This window comes from Staphylococcus taiwanensis (assembly GCA_020544305.1).
In the GTDB taxonomy this organism is placed as follows: domain Bacteria; phylum Bacillota; class Bacilli; order Staphylococcales; family Staphylococcaceae; genus Staphylococcus; species Staphylococcus taiwanensis.
The window spans coordinates 1,682,915-1,702,204 of the sequence record CP058667.1 but is presented as its reverse complement, the minus strand read 5'-3'; the positions used below and the strand labels follow the sequence as shown (position 1 = coordinate 1,702,204).

Here is a 19,290-nt window from a genome sequence, read left to right as displayed (position 1 = left end):
GTCGAATTTAAGAAATGTATTTTATGTGTATAAATATCAAATCATAATAATATTTAATAATTTTTATTTGTTAAATGGTTGAATTGCTAAACTAATTATGTTGCTATTTATATACAATTGATAATATAATTATTTTAAATCAAACTAATTGCAGGTAATTGATTTGAACTTGATTAGTAATAGAAATTTGGAGATGTGGATATTATGTCGAAAAGAGAAAGAAACTTCAACCATTCCTTTGGCCAAGAAAAGTCTAGAGTAAGACTTTATAAATCCGGTAAAAATTGGGTTAAAGCGAGTATTAGAGAAATTCAACTTTTAAAAACGTTAGGCTTACCATTTTTAAATAAAGATGTTGAAAATGTTAAAGATATCAAATCTAAAGAAAAAACGGACTTTAAAAAACAAGCATTTAAAACTACAGGGCTAGCGGGAGGTATATTTACCTTTGCAATGTTAAATGATCATCATGTATTTGCTGCATCCGAAACACCTATGACTTCTGAGCTTTCATCAAATAGTGGTACCGTTTCTAATAGAAATTCAACAACTATATCAAAAGCAGAAGTAACTAACTCAACTTCAAATATGTCAAGCACATCTGTAAATAGTACACATTCCACTGAAGAAGCTAATAAATTAACATCTACTGAGCATGATAGTCAGAGTAAATCATACTCGAATACAAGTAATTCAGAAAAAAGTACTGAATCTACAACAAGTAATATGTCGACTACTTCTGAACATAAAATCAGCACAAATAAAGTTTCTACATCTGAAAATAAAGAATCTCAATCATTATTTAATAAATCTAAAGATGGAAAAGAAACTAAAATTTTTGGTTCTGCTGAAAGCAATATAAAAGTTGCTAAAAGCGATATGACATCTACAGATAAGAGTGAGAATCATAAAGAATATAGTAAAGAATTATCTTCTGATAATAGAGAAAATTCTACGACATCAAAAGGTTCTGAGAATGCAAAAAGTATTCATTCAACCCATATTTTGAACTCAACAGAAAAAAGTAAATCCGAAAAGTCTGTAAGTTTAGCCAAATCAACCAGTACTACTGAAAAAGAAAATAATAAAGGTTTGGACTCAACATTAATGGTGAGTGATTCTACCAGCACTTCTACTCAAACCATGCCTAATAAGTTAAGAACATTTAGCAGATTAGCTGTGGCTACAAATAATACAAATGCGACAGTAGCTCAAGTTGCTAATAACGATCTTGTATCAATCAACAAAGATAACTTTACTGATCATTTTAATGTTAAGGATTCAGCAACTTACGACGCTTCAACTGGAATAGTCACTTTAACTCCAGATGCAAATAGTAAAAAAGGTTCTATAACTTTAAATACTAAAATTAATTCAAATAAAAGTTTCCATTTTACTGGAAAAGTTAATTTAGGAAATCGGTATGAAGGCTATTCTCCTGGAGGAGTTGTTGGTGGGGATGGTATTGGATTTGCCTTTTCACCAGGAAAAATAGATGATACAGGTAAAGAGGGTGCTGCGTTAGGTATAGGCGGATTAAATAATGCTTTTGGATTTAAATTAGATACGTATCATAATACATCTCAACCGAAAGCGGACGCTAAAGCAAATAAAGATCCATCAAATGTTGCTGGTGGAGGAGCGTTTGGAGCTTTCGTGTCAACAGATGCTTCAGGAGTTGCAACAACTGAATCGACAAATGCAGCCAAATTAAAAGTGCAGCCAACTGATAATTCATTCCAAAATTTTGAAATTGATTATAATGGTGATACTAAAGTTATGACCGTTACTTATGCAGGCCAACAATTTACAAGAAATTTATCTGATTGGTTAAAGAAAAATACAAATACAAGTAATTATGCATTATCAATCACTGCTTCAACAGGTGGTGCCCGAAATTTGCAACAACTTCAGTTTGGTACTTTTACTTACACACAAAGTGCCTCTACTGAAGTGAGATATGTTGATGCAACTACTGGAAAAGATATCATTCCGCCTAAAACATTGGCTGGTGATGTAGATAATGTAGTGACGTTAGATAAGCAAGAAAGCACAATGAATTCTCTTGGTTACCAATATAAAAGTGTAGATAGTTCAAATGCACCAACATTTAATTCAACTAATAATCAAGTAAAACTTACTAATGCTGGACAATCTGTTATCTACTATTTTAGTGACGTTACCTCTCCAACAATTAGTATGAGTAATCAAACTAATCAGGTTTTTGCGCCAATTAGTCCAGTTACTGTAACTGCTACTGATAATAGTGGAGTAGCACCAACTATCAATGTAACAGGATTACCTGATGGTTTAACATATGATCAAACAAGTAATACAATTTCTGGCACACCAACAAAAATTGGAAACTATACTGTAACTATTACAGCTACTGATAGTAGTAATCTACAAAAAACGCAAAATATTAATTGGTCAATTACTAGAAACGCAACGAGCGATTCTATTTCAACGTCAAGTAGTGATAGCCAATCAACTAGTATAACGAAATCAACAAGTGAGTCGACGTCAACTGCTAATAGTGAGAGTAATTCTATCAGTACAGAAAAAAGTCAAAGTAACTCTAGAAGTATTAGTTTATCTGACTCGACAAGTACTAGTATATCAACATTAGATAGTACATCAGCATCAACAAGTGAAAGTGACTCAAACAGTGCAAGCACATCGACAAGTACATCAACATCAACAAGCATGAGTGATTCAACAAGTGCGAGTGATTCAGATAGTACAAGTACATCGTTAAGTGAATTACAAAGTGCGAGTCTTTCAGACTCAGAAAGTGCAAGCACATCAGATAGTGTGGCAGTATCAACAAGTGTGAGTGACTCAGATAGTACAAGTACATCATTAAGTGAATCAGAAAGTGCGAGTCTGTCAGACTCATTAAGTGCAAACACGTCAGAAAGTGAATCAACATCAACAAGTGTGAGCAACTCAACAAGTACAAGCACATCAGATAGTGCGTCAACGTCAACAAGTATAAGTGACTCAGATAGTACAAGTACATCATTAAGTGGATCAGAAAGCGCGAGTCTGTCAGACTCATTAAGTGCAAGCACGTCAGAAAGTGAATCAACATCAACAAGTGCGAGTGATTCAGATAGTACAAGTACATCGTTAAGTGAATCACAAAGTGCGAGTCTGTCAGACTCAGAAAGTGTAAGCACATCAGATAGTGTGTCAGCATCAACAAGTGTGAGTGACTCAGATAGTACAAGTACATCATTAAGTGAATCAGAAAGTGCGAGTCTTTCAGACTCATTAAGTGCAAGCACGTCAGAAAGTGAATCAACATCAACAAGTGTGAGCAACTCAACAAGTACAAGCACATCAGATAGTGCGTCAACGTCAACAAGTATAAGTGACTCAGATAGTACAAGTACATCATTAAGTGGATCAGAAAGCGCGAGTCTGTCAGACTCATTAAGTGCAAGCACGTCAGAAAGTGAATCAACATCAACAAGTGCGAGTGATTCAGATAGTACAAGTACATCGTTAAGTGAATCAGAAAGTGCGAGTCTGTCAGACTCAGAAAGTGTAAGCACATCAGATAGTGTGTCAGCATCAACAAGTGTGAGTGACTCAACGAGCACAAGCACATCAGATAGTGCGTCAATGTCAGCAAGTGTGAGTGACTCAGATAGTACAAGTACATCATTAAGTGGATCAGAAAGCGCGAGTCTGTCAGACTCATTAAGTGCAAGCACGTCAGAAAGTGAATCAACATCAACAAGTGTGAGTGATTCAACAAGTGCAAGTACTTCGGATAGTGCGTCAACGTCAACAAGTGCGAGTGATTCAGATAGTACAAGTACATCGTTAAGTGAATCACAAAGTGAGAGTCTTTCAGATTCAGAAAGTGAAAGCACATCAGATAGTGTGTCAGCATCAACAAGTGTGAGTGACTCAACAAGCACAAGTACATCATTAAGTGAATCAGAAAGTGCGAGTCTGTCAGACTCATTAAGTGCAAGCACGTCAGAAAGTAAATCAACATCAACAAGTGTGAGCAACTCAACAAGTACAAGCACATCAGATAGTGCGTCAATGTCAACAAGTGTGAGTGACTCAGATAGTACAAGTACATCATTAAGTGGATCAGAAAGCGCGAGTCTGTCAGACTCAGAAAGTGTAAGCACATCAGAAAGTGCATCAACGTCAACAAGTGCGAGTGATTCAGATAGTACAAGTACATCGTTAAGTGAATCACAAAGTGAGAGTCTTTCAGATTCAGAAAGTGAAAGCACATCAGATAGTGTGTCAGCATCAACAAGTGTGAGTGACTCAACAAGCACAAGTACATCATTAAGTGGATTAGAAAGTGCGAGTCTGTCAGACTCAGAAAGTGTAAGCACATCAGATAGTGCATCAACGTCAACAAGTGTGAGTGATTCAACAAGTGCAAGTACTTCGGATAGTGCGTCAACGTCAACAAGTGCGAGTGATTCAGATAGTACAAGTACATCGTTAAGTGAATCAGAAAGTGCGAGTCTGTCAGACTCATTAAGTGAAAGCACATCAGATAGTGTGTCAGCATCAACAAGTGTGAGTGACTCAACAAGCACAAGTACATCATTAAGTGAATCAGAAAGTGCGAGTCTTTCAGACTCATTAAGTGCAAGCACGTCAGAAAGTGAATCAACATCAACAAGTGTGAGCAACTCAACAAGTACAAGCACATCAGATAGTGCGTCAACGTCAACAAGTATAAGTGACTCAGATAGTACAAGTACATCATTAAGTGGATCAGAAAGCGCGAGTCTGTCAGACTCATTAAGTGCAAGCACGTCAGAAAGTGAATCAACATCAACAAGTGCGAGTGATTCAGATAGTACAAGTACATCGTTAAGTGAATCAGAAAGTGCGAGTCTGTCAGACTCATTAAGTGAAAGCACATCAGATAGTGTGTCAGCATCAATAAGTGTGAGTGACTCAACAAGCACAAGTACATCGTTAAGTGAATCAGAAAGTGCGAGTCTGTCAGACTCAGAAAGTGTAAGCACATCAGATAGTGTGTCAGCATCAACAAGTGTGAGTGACTCAACGAGCACAAGCACATCAGATAGTGCGTCAATGTCAACAAGTGTGAGTGACTCAGATAGTACAAGTACATCATTAAGTGGATCAGAAAGCGCGAGTCTGTCAGACTCATTAAGTGCAAGCACGTCAGAAAGTGAATCAACATCAACAAGTGTGAGCAACTCAACGAGCACAAGTACATCAGATAGTGCATCAATGTCAACAAGTGTGAGTGATTCAACAAGTGCAAGTACTTCGGATAGTGCGTCAACGTCAACAAGTACGAGTGATTCAGATAGTACAAGTACATCGTTAAGTGAATCACAAAGTGCGAGTCTGTCAGACTCAGAAAGTGTAAGCACATCAGAAAGTGTATCAACATCAACAAGTGTAAGTGACTCAGATAGTACAAGTACATCATTAAGTGAATCACAAAGTGCGAGTCTGTCAGACTCAGAAAGTGTAAGCACATCAGAAAGTGCATCAACGTCAACAAGTGCGAGTGATTCAGATAGTACAAGTACATCGTTAAGTGAATCACAAAGTGAGAGTCTTTCAGATTCAGAAAGTGAAAGCACATCAGATAGTGTGTCAGCATCAACAAGTGTGAGTGACTCAACAAGCACAAGTACATCATTAAGTGGATCAGAAAGCGCAAGTCTTTCAGACTCATTAAGTGAAAGTACTTCAGAAAGTGAATCAACATCAACAAGTGTGAGCAACTCAACGAGCACAAGTACATCAGATAGTGCATCAACGTCAACAAGTGTGAGTGACTCAGATAGTACACGTACATCATTAAGTGAATCAGAAAGCGCGAGTCTGTCAGACTCAGGAAGTGCAAGCACATCAGATAGTGCGTCAACGTCAACTAGTGCGAGTGAGTCAACAAGCACAAGTACATCATTAAGTGGATCAGAAAGTGCGAGTCTGTCAGACTCATTAAGTGAAAGCACGTCAGAAAGTGAATCAACATCAACAAGTGTGAGCAACTCAACGAGCACAAGTACATCAGATAGTGCATCAACGTCAACAAGTGTGAGTGATTCAACAAGTGCAAGTACTTCGGATAGTGCGTCAACGTCAACAAGTATGAGCGATTCAACAAGTGCAAGTACATCATTGAGTGGATCACAAAGTGCGAGTCTTTCAGACTCAGAAAGTGTAAGCGCATCAAATAGTGCATCAACATCAACAAGCATGAGTGACTCAGATAGTACAAGTACATCATTAAGTGGATCAGAAAGCGCGAGTCTGTCAGACTCATTAAGTGCAAGCACGTCAGATAGTGCATCAACGTCAACAAGTGTGAGTGACTCAACGAGCACAAGCACATCAGATAGTGCGTCAACGTCAACAAGTGTGAGTGATTCAACAAGTGCAAGTACTTCGGATAGTGCGTCAACGTCAACAAGTACGAGTGATTCAGATAGTACAAGTACATCGTTAAGTGAATCAGAAAGTGCGAGTCTGTCAGACTCAGAAAGTGTAAGCACATCAGATAGTGTGTCAGCATCAACAAGTGTGAGTGACTCAATAAGCACAAGTACATCATTAAGTGAATCAGAAAGTGCGAGTCTGTCAGACTCAGAAAGTGCAAGCACATCAGATAGTGTGTCAGCATCAACAAGTGTGAGTGACTCAACGAGCACAAGCACATCAGATAGTGCGTCAACTTCAACAAGTGCGAGTGACTCATTAAGTGTAAGCGCATCAAATAGTGAATCAACATCAACAAGCATGAGTGACTCAGATAGTACAAGTACATCATTAAGTGGATCAGAAAGCGCGAGTCTGTCAGACTCATTAAGTGAAAGCACGTCAGAAAGTGAATCAACATCAACAAGTGTGAGCAACTCAACGAGCACAAGTACATCAGATAGTGCATCAACGTCAACAAGTGTGAGTGACTCAGATAGTACAAGTACATCATTAAGTGAATCAGAAAGCGCGAGTCTGTCAGACTCAGGAAGTGTAAGCACATCAGATAATGCGTCAACGTCAACAAGTGTGAGTGACTCAGATAGTACAAGTACATCGTTAAGTGAATCAGAAAGTGCGAGTCTGTCAGACTCATTAAGTGAAAGCACATCAGAAAGTGAATCAACATCAACAAGTGTGAGTGACTCAGATAGTACAAGTACATCATTAAGTAGATCAGAAAGTGCGAGTCTTTCAGACTCATTAAGTGAAAGCACATCAGAAAGTGAATTAACATCAACAAGTGTAAGTGATTCAATAAGTACAAGCACATCAGATAGTGCGTCAACATCAACAAGCATGAGTGACTCAACGAGCAGAAGCACATCAGATAGTGCGTCAACGTCAACAAGTGCGAGTGATTCAGATAGTACAAGTACATCGTTAAGTGAATCACAAAGTGCGAGTCTGTCAGACTCATTAAGTGAAATCACATCAGAAAGTGAATCAACATCAACAAGTGTGAGCAACTCAACGAGCACAAGTACATCAGAAAGTGAATCAACATCAACAAGTATGAGTGACTCAACAAGTGAAAGTACGTCAGATAGTGCGTCAGCTTCAACAAGTGTGAGCGACTCAGATAGTGCAAGCACATCATTGAGTAATTCATCATCAACGAGCCAATCAAACTCATCAAGTACAAGTACATCAATTTCTGATTCTACTTCTACATCAGTAAGTACATCAGAATCTAGAAATGGTTCACACTCAATAAGTAATTCAAATAGTACTTCAAGTTCAGGTAGTACATCATATTCAGGTTCAAATACAACATCACAAAGTCATTCAGCATCGATAAGTATGAGTAACTCAACAAGTACAAGTGCATCACATACATTGAGCACTTCGCATTCAAGTACTACATCAAATTCAATGAGTACATCTCATTCACAATTTGATTCAACTTCAAGTTCAACAAGTGCGAGTGGTTCAAACAGTGCAAGTACATCAATAAGTGGCTCAACGGCAACAAGTGTAAGTGATGTTTCAAGTGCAAGCACATCAACATCAATGTCAGAAAGTATATCAACAAGCAGTTCAGAATCACAAAGTAACACGGCTTCACAAATGCATAGCAACGCACAACATCATGATGCTAAAGATGATTTACCAGAAACAGGTGGTAGTGATTCTAACTCAACAGGATTAGTATCAACGGTTGTAGCAATGTTAGCGGGATTAGGATTAGTCAGAAAATCTCGTAAAAATAAAAAAGATAAAGGGAATAAAAAATCTGAATAAACATTAGATATTAAAATGAATATTTAAGCAACGAATGGTATGACTCAACGTTTATGTATAGTACATTTTGTAAGAGCGTGAGCTCAATTTGATAATTTAATGCTTTATATCAAATACGGTGTAGCTAACTAGCACTGAGAAGGACTTGTATTAATCTTTTCTCAGTTCTAGTCTTACTTATGGATGAAACTCAATTTAGAAAATTTCAAAAAGATATTATACAAATAATGTAAGTTAAAATAGGATGCTATGTTCATAAAGGAATACTGATTCAATCTTAACCTCAGTTCCATTTAAACTTAAAATGCTATCAATTTTTTGTTAAATAAATAGAATCATTTTGCTCATAAATTAAAAGGTTTTACTAAATAGTTTTTATAGACCAATTGGAAATTCAATTGTTAAACTACATTTTAATTTCATTCACAATCAAACAGTGTAGTTTCATTTTAGACAGTGAGTAAAGAATTCAACTAAAGCGCAGAATTTCCAAAATTTGCATTGACTTATTTCTAAAAAAGCATTAAGCTAGTAACAGTTAAAAAAGAAAACGATGTCTTTAAACGAGAGTCCAGAGAGGCTTCAAAGACAATGAGAATAATTCTATATACTCAGATGAAACAAATGACTATTTATAATAGGTAAATTTGTCAAATCAATCTAAATTTAACATGTATAAATACTTGTACATGCTGTATATAAATTAAACCTCATGTCTTTGGAAAAAGACATGAGGTTTTTTTAATAATATCAAGAGGTGAGATAATGTCTGAGCGTGTCATAATGGATGAAGCTGCAATACAACGTACTGTAACTCGCATTGCACATGAGATTCTTGAATACAATAAAGGTACAGAGAACCTTGTCTTACTAGGTATTAAAACAAGGGGCGAATTTTTAGCAAGACGTATACAAGATAAAATTAATCAAATTGAGCAGAAGACAGTTCCAACTGGTACTATTGACATTACACACTTTAGAGATGATATAGAAATTTCAAACAAACAGATCACTAAAGAAGCAATCGAAATTGATGCCGATATTACAGATAAAGTTGTAATCATTATAGATGACGTACTTTATACTGGAAGAACGGTAAGAGCTTCATTAGACGCAATTTTATTACATTCTCGACCAAATAAAATTGGTTTAGCGGCTCTTGTTGATCGAGGGCATCGTGAATTACCAATTAGAGCAGATTTTGTAGGTAAAAACATTCCAACTGCTAAAGAAGAAGCAGTTTCAGTTTATTTAACTGAGAGGGATTCATATAATGCAGTAGTAATTGAATAAAGCCTTTTAAATCAGTACGAGAGACTGAAAAAGGTGAAGTATTTAATGGTGAGTATGTAGGAAATTAAAATATCTAGATTTTATAGAACTAAAACTCACAGCAATTAAATACTTTATCGCGTATTTACAGATAAGCTAGTAATACTGTTGCTTATCGGTACTTTAGATACGGATTTTTTAGTCTCTTTACATCAATTATGTAAAGAGGCTTTTTCTATAAGAAAGGAAGAAAAATTGATGGAAAATGAACAAATGTTTGAGCGCACTGTCAAACCAGTGCTAGATGTACAAGACAAACCAAAACCGGCACAATGGGCACTGCTTAGTTTGCAACATTTATTTGCAATGTTTGGTTCTACAGTATTAGTACCATTTTTGACAGGGTTACCAATATCAGCAGCATTACTTGCGTCAGGAATAGGAACGCTACTTTATATTTTAATAACTAAGGCTAAAATTCCAGCATATTTGGGGTCAAGTTTCGCCTTCATCACGCCAATCATTACAGGATTAAGTACACATAGCCTTGGAGATATGTTGGTAGCATTATTCGCCAGTGGTGTGATGTATGTCATTATTGGAATTTTCATCAAAATAAGCGGAACAGGTTGGTTAATGCATTTATTGCCTCCTGTAGTCGTAGGGCCAGTGATCATGGTTATCGGATTAAGTTTAGCACCTACAGCGGTAAACATGGCCATGTATGAAAATTCAGGAGATATGAAAGGTTACAATTTAAGTTATTTAGTAGTAGCACTGATAACATTGCTTGTCACAATTGTAGTTCAAGGTTTCTTTAAAGGGTTCTTATCACTCATTCCAGTACTTATTGGCATAATTGTAGGCTACATCGTTTCAATCTTTATGGGGCTCGTAAAGTTCTCAACAATTGCTAAGGCACACTGGTTTGATTTTCCACATATCTATCTACCATTTAAAGATTATGTGCCATCAGTTCATTTAGGGCTCATTTTAGTAATGTTGCCTATCGTGTTTGTCACAGTAAGTGAACATATCGGACATCAAATGGTAATTAACAAAATTGTAGGACGTAATTTCTTTGAAGATCCTGGTTTACATCGCTCGATTATTGGTGACGGTATATCAACAATGTTCGCAAGTATCATCGGTGGACCACCAAGTACGACATATGGTGAAAATATCGGTGTGTTAGCAATTACAAGAATTTATAGTATTTATGTCATTGGTGGTGCAGCGGTTATTGCAATCGTCTTATCATTTATTGGAAAGTTCTCAGCATTAGTATCATCAATTCCAACACCGGTCATGGGTGGGGTTTCAATCCTACTATTCGGTATTATTGCAGCAAGTGGTTTAAGAATGTTAGTTGAAAGTCAAATAGATTTTGCTAATAATCGTAACTTAGTCATCGCATCAGTTATCTTAGTCGTTGGTATCGGTAATTTACTGATTAACTTAAAAGGTATTGGCATTAACCTTCAAATTGAAGGTATGGCCTTAGCAGCACTCTCAGGTATTATCTTAAATTTAATTTTGCCAAAAGAAAAAAAAGAACAAAAAAACTAATTTAAAACAGATTATTTATCAGGAGGCGCTTTATGAAAAACTTATTATCTATGGAACACTTATCAAACGAGGACATTTATGACTTAATTAAAACTGCTAGTGATTATAAATCTGGAAAACAAAAATTACCACAATTTGAGGGGCAATTTGTTTCTAACTTATTCTTCGAAAATTCAACACGTACAAAATGTAGCTTTGAAGTTGCAGAACAAAAACTTGGTCTTAAAGAAGTTAACTTTGAAATCAGTACATCTTCAGTCCAAAAAGGCGAGACATTATATGATACATGTAAAACATTAGAAAGTATCGGTGTTAATTTACTAGTCATAAGACATTCTCAAAATGCATACTACGAAGAGTTAGAAAATTTAAATATCCCAATCGCGAATGCTGGTGATGGTAGTGGGCAACACCCTACACAAAGTTTACTAGATATCATGACTATCTATGAAGAATATGGTTCATTCGAAGGGTTAAATATCTTGATATGTGGTGATATTAAAAATTCACGTGTAGCTAGAAGTAATTACACAAGTCTTACATCTTTAGGCGCAAATGTGATGTTCTCAAGTCCAGATGAATGGGTGGATGAAACATTAGATGCACCATATGTTCAAATTGATGATGTGATTGATCAAGTAGATATAGTGATGTTATTACGTGTGCAACATGAAAGACACGGTATAACAGGTGAAGCGAATTTTGAAGCTGATGAATATCATGAAAAATTTGGTTTAACAAAAGGTAGATATGACCAATTAAAAGAAAATGCTATAGTTATGCACCCTGCACCGGTAAATAGAGGGGTAGAAATTGATAGTGAATTAGTAGAAGCTCCAAAAGCGCGTATTTTCAAACAAATGACTAACGGCATGTATTTAAGAATGGCAGTAATCAATAAACTATTATCTGAGAGAGAGGCGTAAGTTATGAAATTAATTACAAATGCTAACATTTTAGAGAACGGTGAACTTAAACAAACATCTATCTTAATTGATGGACAATACATTAAGGCGATTGATAGTAATATTAAAGCTGATGAAAATGTAGAAGTGATTGATGCACAAGGACAATTCGTAGCACCAGGACTAATTGATGTTCACGTACATTTACGTGAACCAGGTGGTGAACACAAAGAAACAATAGAAACTGGAACTAAAGCAGCAGCAAGAGGTGGATTTACAACAGTTTGCCCTATGCCAAACACACGTCCAGTACCTGATTCAGTTGAACACATGGATCGATTACAACAATTAATAAAAGAAAATGCACAAGTTCGTGTATTACCATACGCATCTATTACAGTTCGTCAGGCTGGTAAAGAACATGTAGATTTTGAAGCTTTAGCAAGAGATGGTGCTTTTGCTTTCACGGATGATGGCGTAGGTGTTCAGGAGTCGGCGATGATGTATGAAGCAATGCAAGCAGCCGCTAAAGTAAATAAAGCAGTAGTCGCACACTGTGAAGATAATAGTTTAATTTATGGTGGTGCTATGCATCAAGGTAAACGTAGTGAAGAACTTGGGATACCTGGTATTCCTAATATTTGTGAAGCAGTTCAAATTGCAAGAGACGTACTACTTGCTGAAGCAGCTCATTGTCACTACCACGTATGTCATGTATCTACTAAAGAAAGCGTTAGAGCAATTCGTGATGCAAAAGCAGCAGGCATTCATGTTACTGCAGAAGTAACACCACATCACTTACTTTTAACTGAAGATGATGTGCCTGGAGATAATGCGATTTTCAAAATGAATCCACCTTTAAGAAGTAAAGAAGATAGAGATGCGTTATTAGAAGGGTTGTTAGATGGCACAATTGATTGCATTGCGACAGACCATGCACCTCACGCTAAAGAAGAGAAAGCACAACCAATGACGAAAGCACCATTTGGTATTGTTGGCAGTGAAACTGCATTCCCACTATTATATACACACTTTGTGAAAAATGGTGACTGGACATTACAACAATTAGTTGATTATCTAACAATAAAGCCGGCACAAACATTTGATTTACCATATGGCAAATTAGAAGAAGGTAGCTTAGCTGATTTAACAATTATTAATTTAGATGAGGAACGTGAAATTAGAGGAGAGGATTTCTTATCTAAAGCTGATAACACACCATTTATTGGATACAAAGTATACGGTAATCCAGTGTTAACAATGGTAGAAGGCGAAGTTAAATTTAAGGAGGATAAGTAAAATGCTTGAGCGACGTTATCTTGTATTAGAAGATGGAAGTTTTTATGAAGGGTATAAATTAGGCTCAAATGAGTTATCTATTGGCGAAATTGTCTTTAACACCGCTATGACGGGTTATCAAGAGACAATTTCTGACCCATCATACACTGGACAAATCATTACATTCACATATCCATTAATTGGCAACTACGGTATTAACCGTGATGACTTTGAAACATTAACACCAACTTTAAATGGTGTAGTTGTGAAAGAAGCAAGTACACATCCTAGTAATTTTAGAAAACAAAAGACATTACATGAAGTACTTGTTCAATACAAGATACCAGGCATTTCTGGTGTAGATACACGTAGTATTACACGCAAGATTAGACAACACGGCGTACTGAAAGCAGGTTTTACTGATGATAAATCAGAAATCGAACAATTAGCTACACGCTTAAAATCAGCTGGATTGCCACGCGATGAAGTAGCTACTGTATCGACAAAGACGCCTTATGTGTCAACAGGCTCAGATTTAAGTGTCGTTTTACTTGATTTTGGTAAGAAACAAAACATTGTACGTGAATTAAATTTACGAGGTTGCAATGTTACAGTTGTGCCATATGATACGAGTGCTGAAGAAATTTTAGCAATGTCACCAGACGGTGTTATGTTATCGAATGGCCCTGGAGATCCAGATGAAGTCGATGTAGCACTAGATATGATAAATGGTATCTTAGGCAAAATTCCATTCTTTGGTATATGTTTAGGACATCAGTTGTTTGCTCTATCTCAAGGTGCAACATCATTTAAGATGAAATTTGGACACCGTGGAGCTAACCACCCAGTTAAAGATTTACGCACTGGTAAAGTGGATATTACGAGTCAAAACCATGGTTATGCGATTGATAAAGATTCTTTAGAAAATACAGACCTAGAAGTCACACATATTGCTTTAAATGATGGCACAGTCGAAGGATTAAGACATAAAAAATTACCTGCCTTTTCGGTACAATATCATCCAGAAGCAAGACCAGGTCCGAGCGATTCAAACTATTTATTTGATGAATTCTTAACAATGATGAAAGATTTTAAAGAAAAGGAGCATACAGTAAATGCCTAAACGTGACGATATTCAAACCATTCTAGTAATTGGATCAGGTCCAATCATAATTGGACAAGCTGCAGAATTTGACTACGCTGGTACGCAAGCGTGTTTAGCACTTAAAGAAGAGGGCTACCGTGTCATATTAGTAAATTCAAATCCCGCAACAATTATGACCGATAAAGAGATTGCAGATAAAGTTTATATCGAACCGTTAACACATGACTTTATTGCACGCATCATTCGTAAAGAACAACCTGACGCTTTACTACCGACTTTAGGTGGTCAGACAGGATTGAACATGGCGATTCAATTACACGATAGCGGTGTATTAGAAGCAAACAATGTTAAATTGTTAGGTACTGAATTAGAATCTATTCAACAAGCTGAAGATAGAGAATTATTTAGAACATTAATGAATGACTTAAATGTACCAGTTCCAGAAAGTGATATCGTAAATACAGTTGAACAAGCATTCGCTTTTAAAGATGAAGTAGGTTATCCATTAATTGTCCGTCCTGCCTTTACCATGGGAGGTACTGGTGGCGGTATTTGTCATAATGACCAAGAGCTTAAAGAAGTGGTTAGCAATGGTTTACATTATAGCCCTGCGACACAATGTTTAATTGAAAAGTCTATCGCTGGCTTTAAAGAAATTGAATATGAAGTAATGCGTGACAAAAATGATAATGCAATCGTAGTGTGTAATATGGAGAATATTGACCCGGTTGGTATACATACAGGTGATTCAATCGTTGTTGCACCAAGCCAAACATTATCAGATGTTGAATACCAAATGTTACGTGATGTCTCACTTAAAGTAATTAGAGCTTTAGGTATTGAAGGTGGATGTAACGTTCAATTAGCTTTAGATCCACACTCTTTAAATTACTATATCATCGAAGTGAACCCACGTGTATCACGTTCATCAGCACTTGCATCTAAAGCTACTGGCTATCCAATCGCTAAATTAGCAGCAAAAATCGCAGTAGGTTTAACACTTGATGAAATGCTTAACCCAGTAACTGGAACATCATATGCTGCATTTGAACCAACATTAGATTATGTAATTTCTAAAATTCCACGTTTCCCATTTGATAAATTTGAAAAAGGAGAACGTGAACTTGGTACACAAATGAAAGCTACCGGTGAAGTTATGGCAATCGGACGTACTTATGAGGAATCATTGTTAAAAGCAATTCGCTCATTAGAATACGGCGTACATCATTTAGGTTTACCAAATGGCGAAAGTTATGATTTAGAGTATATTAAAGAACGTATTAGTCATCAAGATGACGAACGTTTATTCTTTATCGGTGAAGCGATTCGACGTGGTACGACATTAGAAGAAATTCATAATATGACAAAAATTGACTATTTCTTCTTAAATAAGTTCCAAAATATTATCAATATTGAGCATGAATTAAAAGCGCATCCTGGAGATTTAGAATATCTTAAATATGCTAAAGATTATGGATTTAGTGATAAAGTGATTGCACATCGATTTGGCATGACTGAAGAAGAAGTCTACCAATTGCGTCAAGATAATGGTATTAAACCGGTATATAAAATGGTAGATACATGTGCAGCTGAATTTGAATCAACAACACCTTATTATTATGGTACTTATGAAACTGAAAATGAATCAATTGTGACTGATAAAGAAAAAATCTTGGTTTTAGGTTCTGGTCCAATTCGTATCGGACAAGGAGTCGAATTTGACTATGCAACGGTACATGCTGTATGGGCAATTCAGAATGCTGGATATGAAGCAATTATCGTAAACAACAACCCTGAAACAGTTTCAACAGACTTTTCAATTTCAGATAAATTATACTTCGAACCTTTAACTGAAGAAGATGTAATGAATATCATTAATCTTGAACAACCTAAAGGTGTGGTCGTGCAATTTGGTGGTCAAACTGCAATTAATTTAGCAGACAAGTTAGCGAAACATGGTGTTCAAATCTTAGGTACTACTTTGGAAGATTTAAATCGCGCTGAAGATAGAAAAGAATTTGAAGCATTATTGCACACAATTGATGTGCCACAACCTAAAGGTAAGACAGCGACTTCTCCAAAAGAAGCACTTGAAAATGCCCGTGAAATTGGCTATCCAGTTGTAGTTCGTCCTTCATATGTATTAGGTGGACGTGCAATGGAAATCGTTAATAGCGATGCAGAATTAGAGAATTATATGGAACAAGCGGTTAAAGCGAGTCCTGAACATCCTGTATTAGTGGATAGATATTTAACAGGTAAAGAAATCGAAGTAGATGCGATTTCTGACGGTGAAACAGTAATCATACCTGGAATCATGGAACATATCGAACGTGCAGGTGTCCATAGTGGTGACTCGATTGCGGTATATCCACCTCAAACATTAAGCCAAGACGATATCGACACACTTGAAGATTACACAATCAAATTAGCTAAAGGTTTAAATATCGTTGGTTTAATCAATATTCAATTCGTTATTGCACATGATGGTGTTTACGTATTAGAAGTGAACCCACGTGCGAGTCGTACAGTACCATTTTTAAGTAAAATTACTGATATTCAAATGGCGCAATTAGCAATGCAAGCAATTATGGGAACTAAACTAAAAGATTTAGGTTACAAACAAGGTGTACAACCTTATTCAGAAGGTGTATACGTTAAAGCACCAGTATTTAGTTTTAATAAATTGAAAAATGTAGATGTGACACTTGGACCTGAAATGAAATCTACCGGTGAAGTAATGGGTAAAGATATGACATTGGAAAAAGCTTTATATAAAGGTTTGACTGGTAGTGGAGTAGAAGTCAAAGATCATGGTACAGTTTTAATGACAGTAAGTGATAAAGATAAAGATGAAATTGTAAAAATTGCACATCGACTTAATGAAGTAGGATATAAAATTTTGGCTACTCAAGGTACTGCAGAAAAATTAAAAGAAGATCATATTCCAGTAGAAGTGGTAGGTAAAATCGGTGGCGAAAATGATTTACTAACACGTATACAAAATGGAGAAGTTCAAATTGTGATAAATACAATGACTAAGGGTAAAGAAGTTGAAAGAGACGGATTCCAAATTCGACGTACAACTGTTGAAAATGGCGTACCTTGTTTAACATCACTAGACACAGCAAGTGCCTTAACAAATGTGATTGAAAGTATGACATTCACAATGAGAAACATGTAATAAACCAATACCCATGAAAGAGCGACATAGTGAAGATAAGTCTAACTATAATGTGAGCACTTACTTTACCTTTGTCGTTCATTTTCAAAAGGAGCTTTTAAATGAAAGACTTACCAATTATTGCATTAGATTTTGAATCTGCTGATAAAGTGAATGCATTTCTAGATCAATTTGATGAACCACTTTTTGTTAAAATTGGGATGGAATTGTTTTATCAAGCAGGTCCAGATTTAATTAAAGCAATTAAATCAAGAGGACATGATATCTTTTTAGATCTTAAATTACACGACATTCCTAATACTGTTGAAAAAGCAATGGAAGGTTTAGGAAAACTAGATGTTGATTTAGTTAATGTACATGCTGCTGGTGGTACTGAAATGATGAAAGCAGCAGTAAGAGGTTTGCACAAATATAGCAATGATACAAAGATTATCGCTGTTACGCAATTAACGTCTACTACAGAAGATATGTTGCGTAATGAACAAAATATTCAAACTACTATTGAAGAAGCGGTATTAAATTATGCTAAATTGACGCAACAAGCTGGTTTAGACGGCGTTGTATGTTCACCATTAGAAGCAGAATTACTCACGAAAGAGTTAGGGTCTGACTTTTTAAAAGTAACACCAGGTATCAGACCACAAGGGGCAGCAGTAAACGATCAAAAACGTATTACAACACCTGAAGATGCTAAACAATTAGGGGCAACACATATCGTTGTTGGACGACCAATCACACAAGCAAATCATCCAGTTGAAAGTTATAAATCAATAAAAGAAAGTTGGTTAGGTTAATATGGCAAAAGAAATAGCAAAAGCATTGCTTGATATTGAAGCAGTATCATTATCACCGAATGATTTATTCACTTGGAGTTCTGGTATTAAATCTCCAATTTACTGTGATAATCGTGTAACGCTAGCGTATCCAGAAATTCGTACAGCTATTCGTGATGGATTGAGTCAAATTATCACAGATCAATTTGAAGACGTAGATATTATTTCAGGTACAGCAACTGCAGGTATTCCTCATGCGGCTTATATCTCTGAGAAATTAAATCTACCAATGAATTATGTACGTTCTAAAAGTAAAAGTCATGGTAAACAAAATCAAATTGAAGGTGCACAAAGTAAAGGAAAAAAAGTTGTTGTAGTTGAAGATTTAATTTCAACAGGGGGCTCTTCAATTACTGCCGTTGAAGCTTTACAAGAAGCTGGTGCTGAAGTGGTAGGTGTGGTTGCCATTTTTACTTATGGTTTAGCTAAAGCAGACGAAATGTTCAATGAAATTAATGTACCGTTTTATACTTTAAGCAATTATAATGAATTAATTGAAGTTGCACGTGAAGAAGGTAAGATTTCTGAAGGGGATATAGAGACTTTAGTTGATTGGAGAGATAACTTGTAATAAGCTATGTCAAAAAGGGGATGAAGATAATGACTAATGATAGTGAAGCAAATATCTTTTATAATAAAATAAAGCATGTCAATGACTTTTTATATAGACAAGATAACTTTAAAACCCCAGATCATACAGTATCAATTGACAATAGCGTGAAACAAATGAGTGATAACGAGTCTGAAGTTAGTATGGATTCGTTTCAGCATACGAGTGATTTTTTCAAGAAAGCGAAAGCAACTTTGAGACAAAAAGGGCAAATATAAATGAAAAGTGGTACATATAGGACAAGTATTTCTCAACAAATCAGTAGGAAATAAAGT

10 protein-coding genes are annotated in these 19,290 nt (G+C 36.0%); all 10 read left to right on the top strand.

Features of this window, described 5'->3' with window-relative positions; genetic code table 11:
• Positions 1 to 204: 204 nt before the first annotated feature.
• The 10 genes from HYI43_07985 (at position 205) to HYI43_07940 (ending at position 19,233) form a co-directional block, all read left to right on the top strand.
• Positions 205 to 8,259: a KxYKxGKxW signal peptide domain-containing protein gene (locus tag HYI43_07985; protein UDI79291.1), complete on the top strand. Its 8,055-nt coding sequence runs from the start codon at positions 205 to 207 to the stop codon at positions 8,257 to 8,259.
• Positions 8,260 to 9,024: 765 nt separating this feature from the next.
• On the top strand, positions 9,025 to 9,552 hold the full coding sequence (gene pyrR / locus HYI43_07980) for a bifunctional pyr operon transcriptional regulator/uracil phosphoribosyltransferase PyrR (protein ID UDI78486.1): 528 nt from the start codon (positions 9,025 to 9,027) through the stop codon (positions 9,550 to 9,552).
• Between the two features lie 237 nt (positions 9,553 to 9,789).
• Positions 9,790 to 11,100 (top strand): uracil permease, encoded by a 1,311-nt coding sequence (locus tag HYI43_07975; protein ID UDI78485.1) that lies wholly within the window; start codon positions 9,790 to 9,792, stop codon positions 11,098 to 11,100.
• 32 nt (positions 11,101 to 11,132) lie between these two features.
• The gene (locus tag HYI43_07970; protein ID UDI78484.1) at positions 11,133 to 12,026 is read left to right on the top strand and encodes an aspartate carbamoyltransferase catalytic subunit; all 894 of its coding nucleotides are present in this window, start codon (positions 11,133 to 11,135) and stop codon (positions 12,024 to 12,026) included.
• 3 nt (positions 12,027 to 12,029) lie between these two features.
• On the top strand, positions 12,030 to 13,304 hold the full coding sequence (locus tag HYI43_07965; GenBank protein UDI78483.1) for a dihydroorotase: 1,275 nt from the start codon (positions 12,030 to 12,032) through the stop codon (positions 13,302 to 13,304).
• A gap of 1 nt (position 13,305) precedes the next feature.
• Positions 13,306 to 14,406 carry a glutamine-hydrolyzing carbamoyl-phosphate synthase small subunit gene (carA, locus tag HYI43_07960; protein ID UDI78482.1) on the top strand — a complete coding sequence of 367 codons (1,101 nt, stop codon included), beginning with the start codon at positions 13,306 to 13,308 and terminating at the stop codon, positions 14,404 to 14,406.
• Positions 14,399 to 17,572 carry a carbamoyl-phosphate synthase large subunit gene (carB, locus tag HYI43_07955; GenBank protein ID UDI78481.1) on the top strand — a complete coding sequence of 1,058 codons (3,174 nt, stop codon included), beginning with the start codon at positions 14,399 to 14,401 and terminating at the stop codon, positions 17,570 to 17,572. Before carA ends, carB begins: the two co-directional genes overlap by 8 nt.
• A 101-nt stretch (positions 17,573 to 17,673) precedes the next feature.
• Entirely contained in the window at positions 17,674 to 18,366 is a 693-nt protein-coding gene (gene pyrF / locus HYI43_07950; GenBank protein ID UDI78480.1) for an orotidine-5'-phosphate decarboxylase, read from the top strand.
• 1 nt (position 18,367) lies between these two features.
• Positions 18,368 to 18,976, top strand: a complete 609-nt coding sequence (locus HYI43_07945) for an orotate phosphoribosyltransferase (GenBank protein UDI78479.1) — start codon at positions 18,368 to 18,370, stop codon at positions 18,974 to 18,976.
• A gap of 29 nt (positions 18,977 to 19,005) precedes the next feature.
• Entirely contained in the window at positions 19,006 to 19,233 is a 228-nt protein-coding gene (locus HYI43_07940; GenBank protein ID UDI78478.1) for a hypothetical protein, read from the top strand.
• The last annotated feature ends 57 nt before the right edge of the window (positions 19,234 to 19,290 follow it).

Coding starts and splice junctions, on each gene's coding strand:
- carA (UDI78482.1), top strand. CDS start 13,306: ATGCTTGAGCGACGTTATCTTGTATTAGAAGATGGAAGTTTTTATGAA.
- HYI43_07975 (UDI78485.1), top strand. CDS start 9,790: ATGGAAAATGAACAAATGTTTGAGCGCACTGTCAAACCAGTGCTAGAT.
- carB (UDI78481.1), top strand. CDS start 14,399: ATGCCTAAACGTGACGATATTCAAACCATTCTAGTAATTGGATCAGGT.
- pyrR (UDI78486.1), top strand. CDS start 9,025: ATGTCTGAGCGTGTCATAATGGATGAAGCTGCAATACAACGTACTGTA.
- HYI43_07970 (UDI78484.1), top strand. CDS start 11,133: ATGAAAAACTTATTATCTATGGAACACTTATCAAACGAGGACATTTAT.
- HYI43_07985 (UDI79291.1), top strand. CDS start 205: ATGTCGAAAAGAGAAAGAAACTTCAACCATTCCTTTGGCCAAGAAAAG.
- HYI43_07940 (UDI78478.1), top strand. CDS start 19,006: ATGACTAATGATAGTGAAGCAAATATCTTTTATAATAAAATAAAGCAT.
- pyrF (UDI78480.1), top strand. CDS start 17,674: ATGAAAGACTTACCAATTATTGCATTAGATTTTGAATCTGCTGATAAA.
- HYI43_07965 (UDI78483.1), top strand. CDS start 12,030: ATGAAATTAATTACAAATGCTAACATTTTAGAGAACGGTGAACTTAAA.
- HYI43_07945 (UDI78479.1), top strand. CDS start 18,368: ATGGCAAAAGAAATAGCAAAAGCATTGCTTGATATTGAAGCAGTATCA.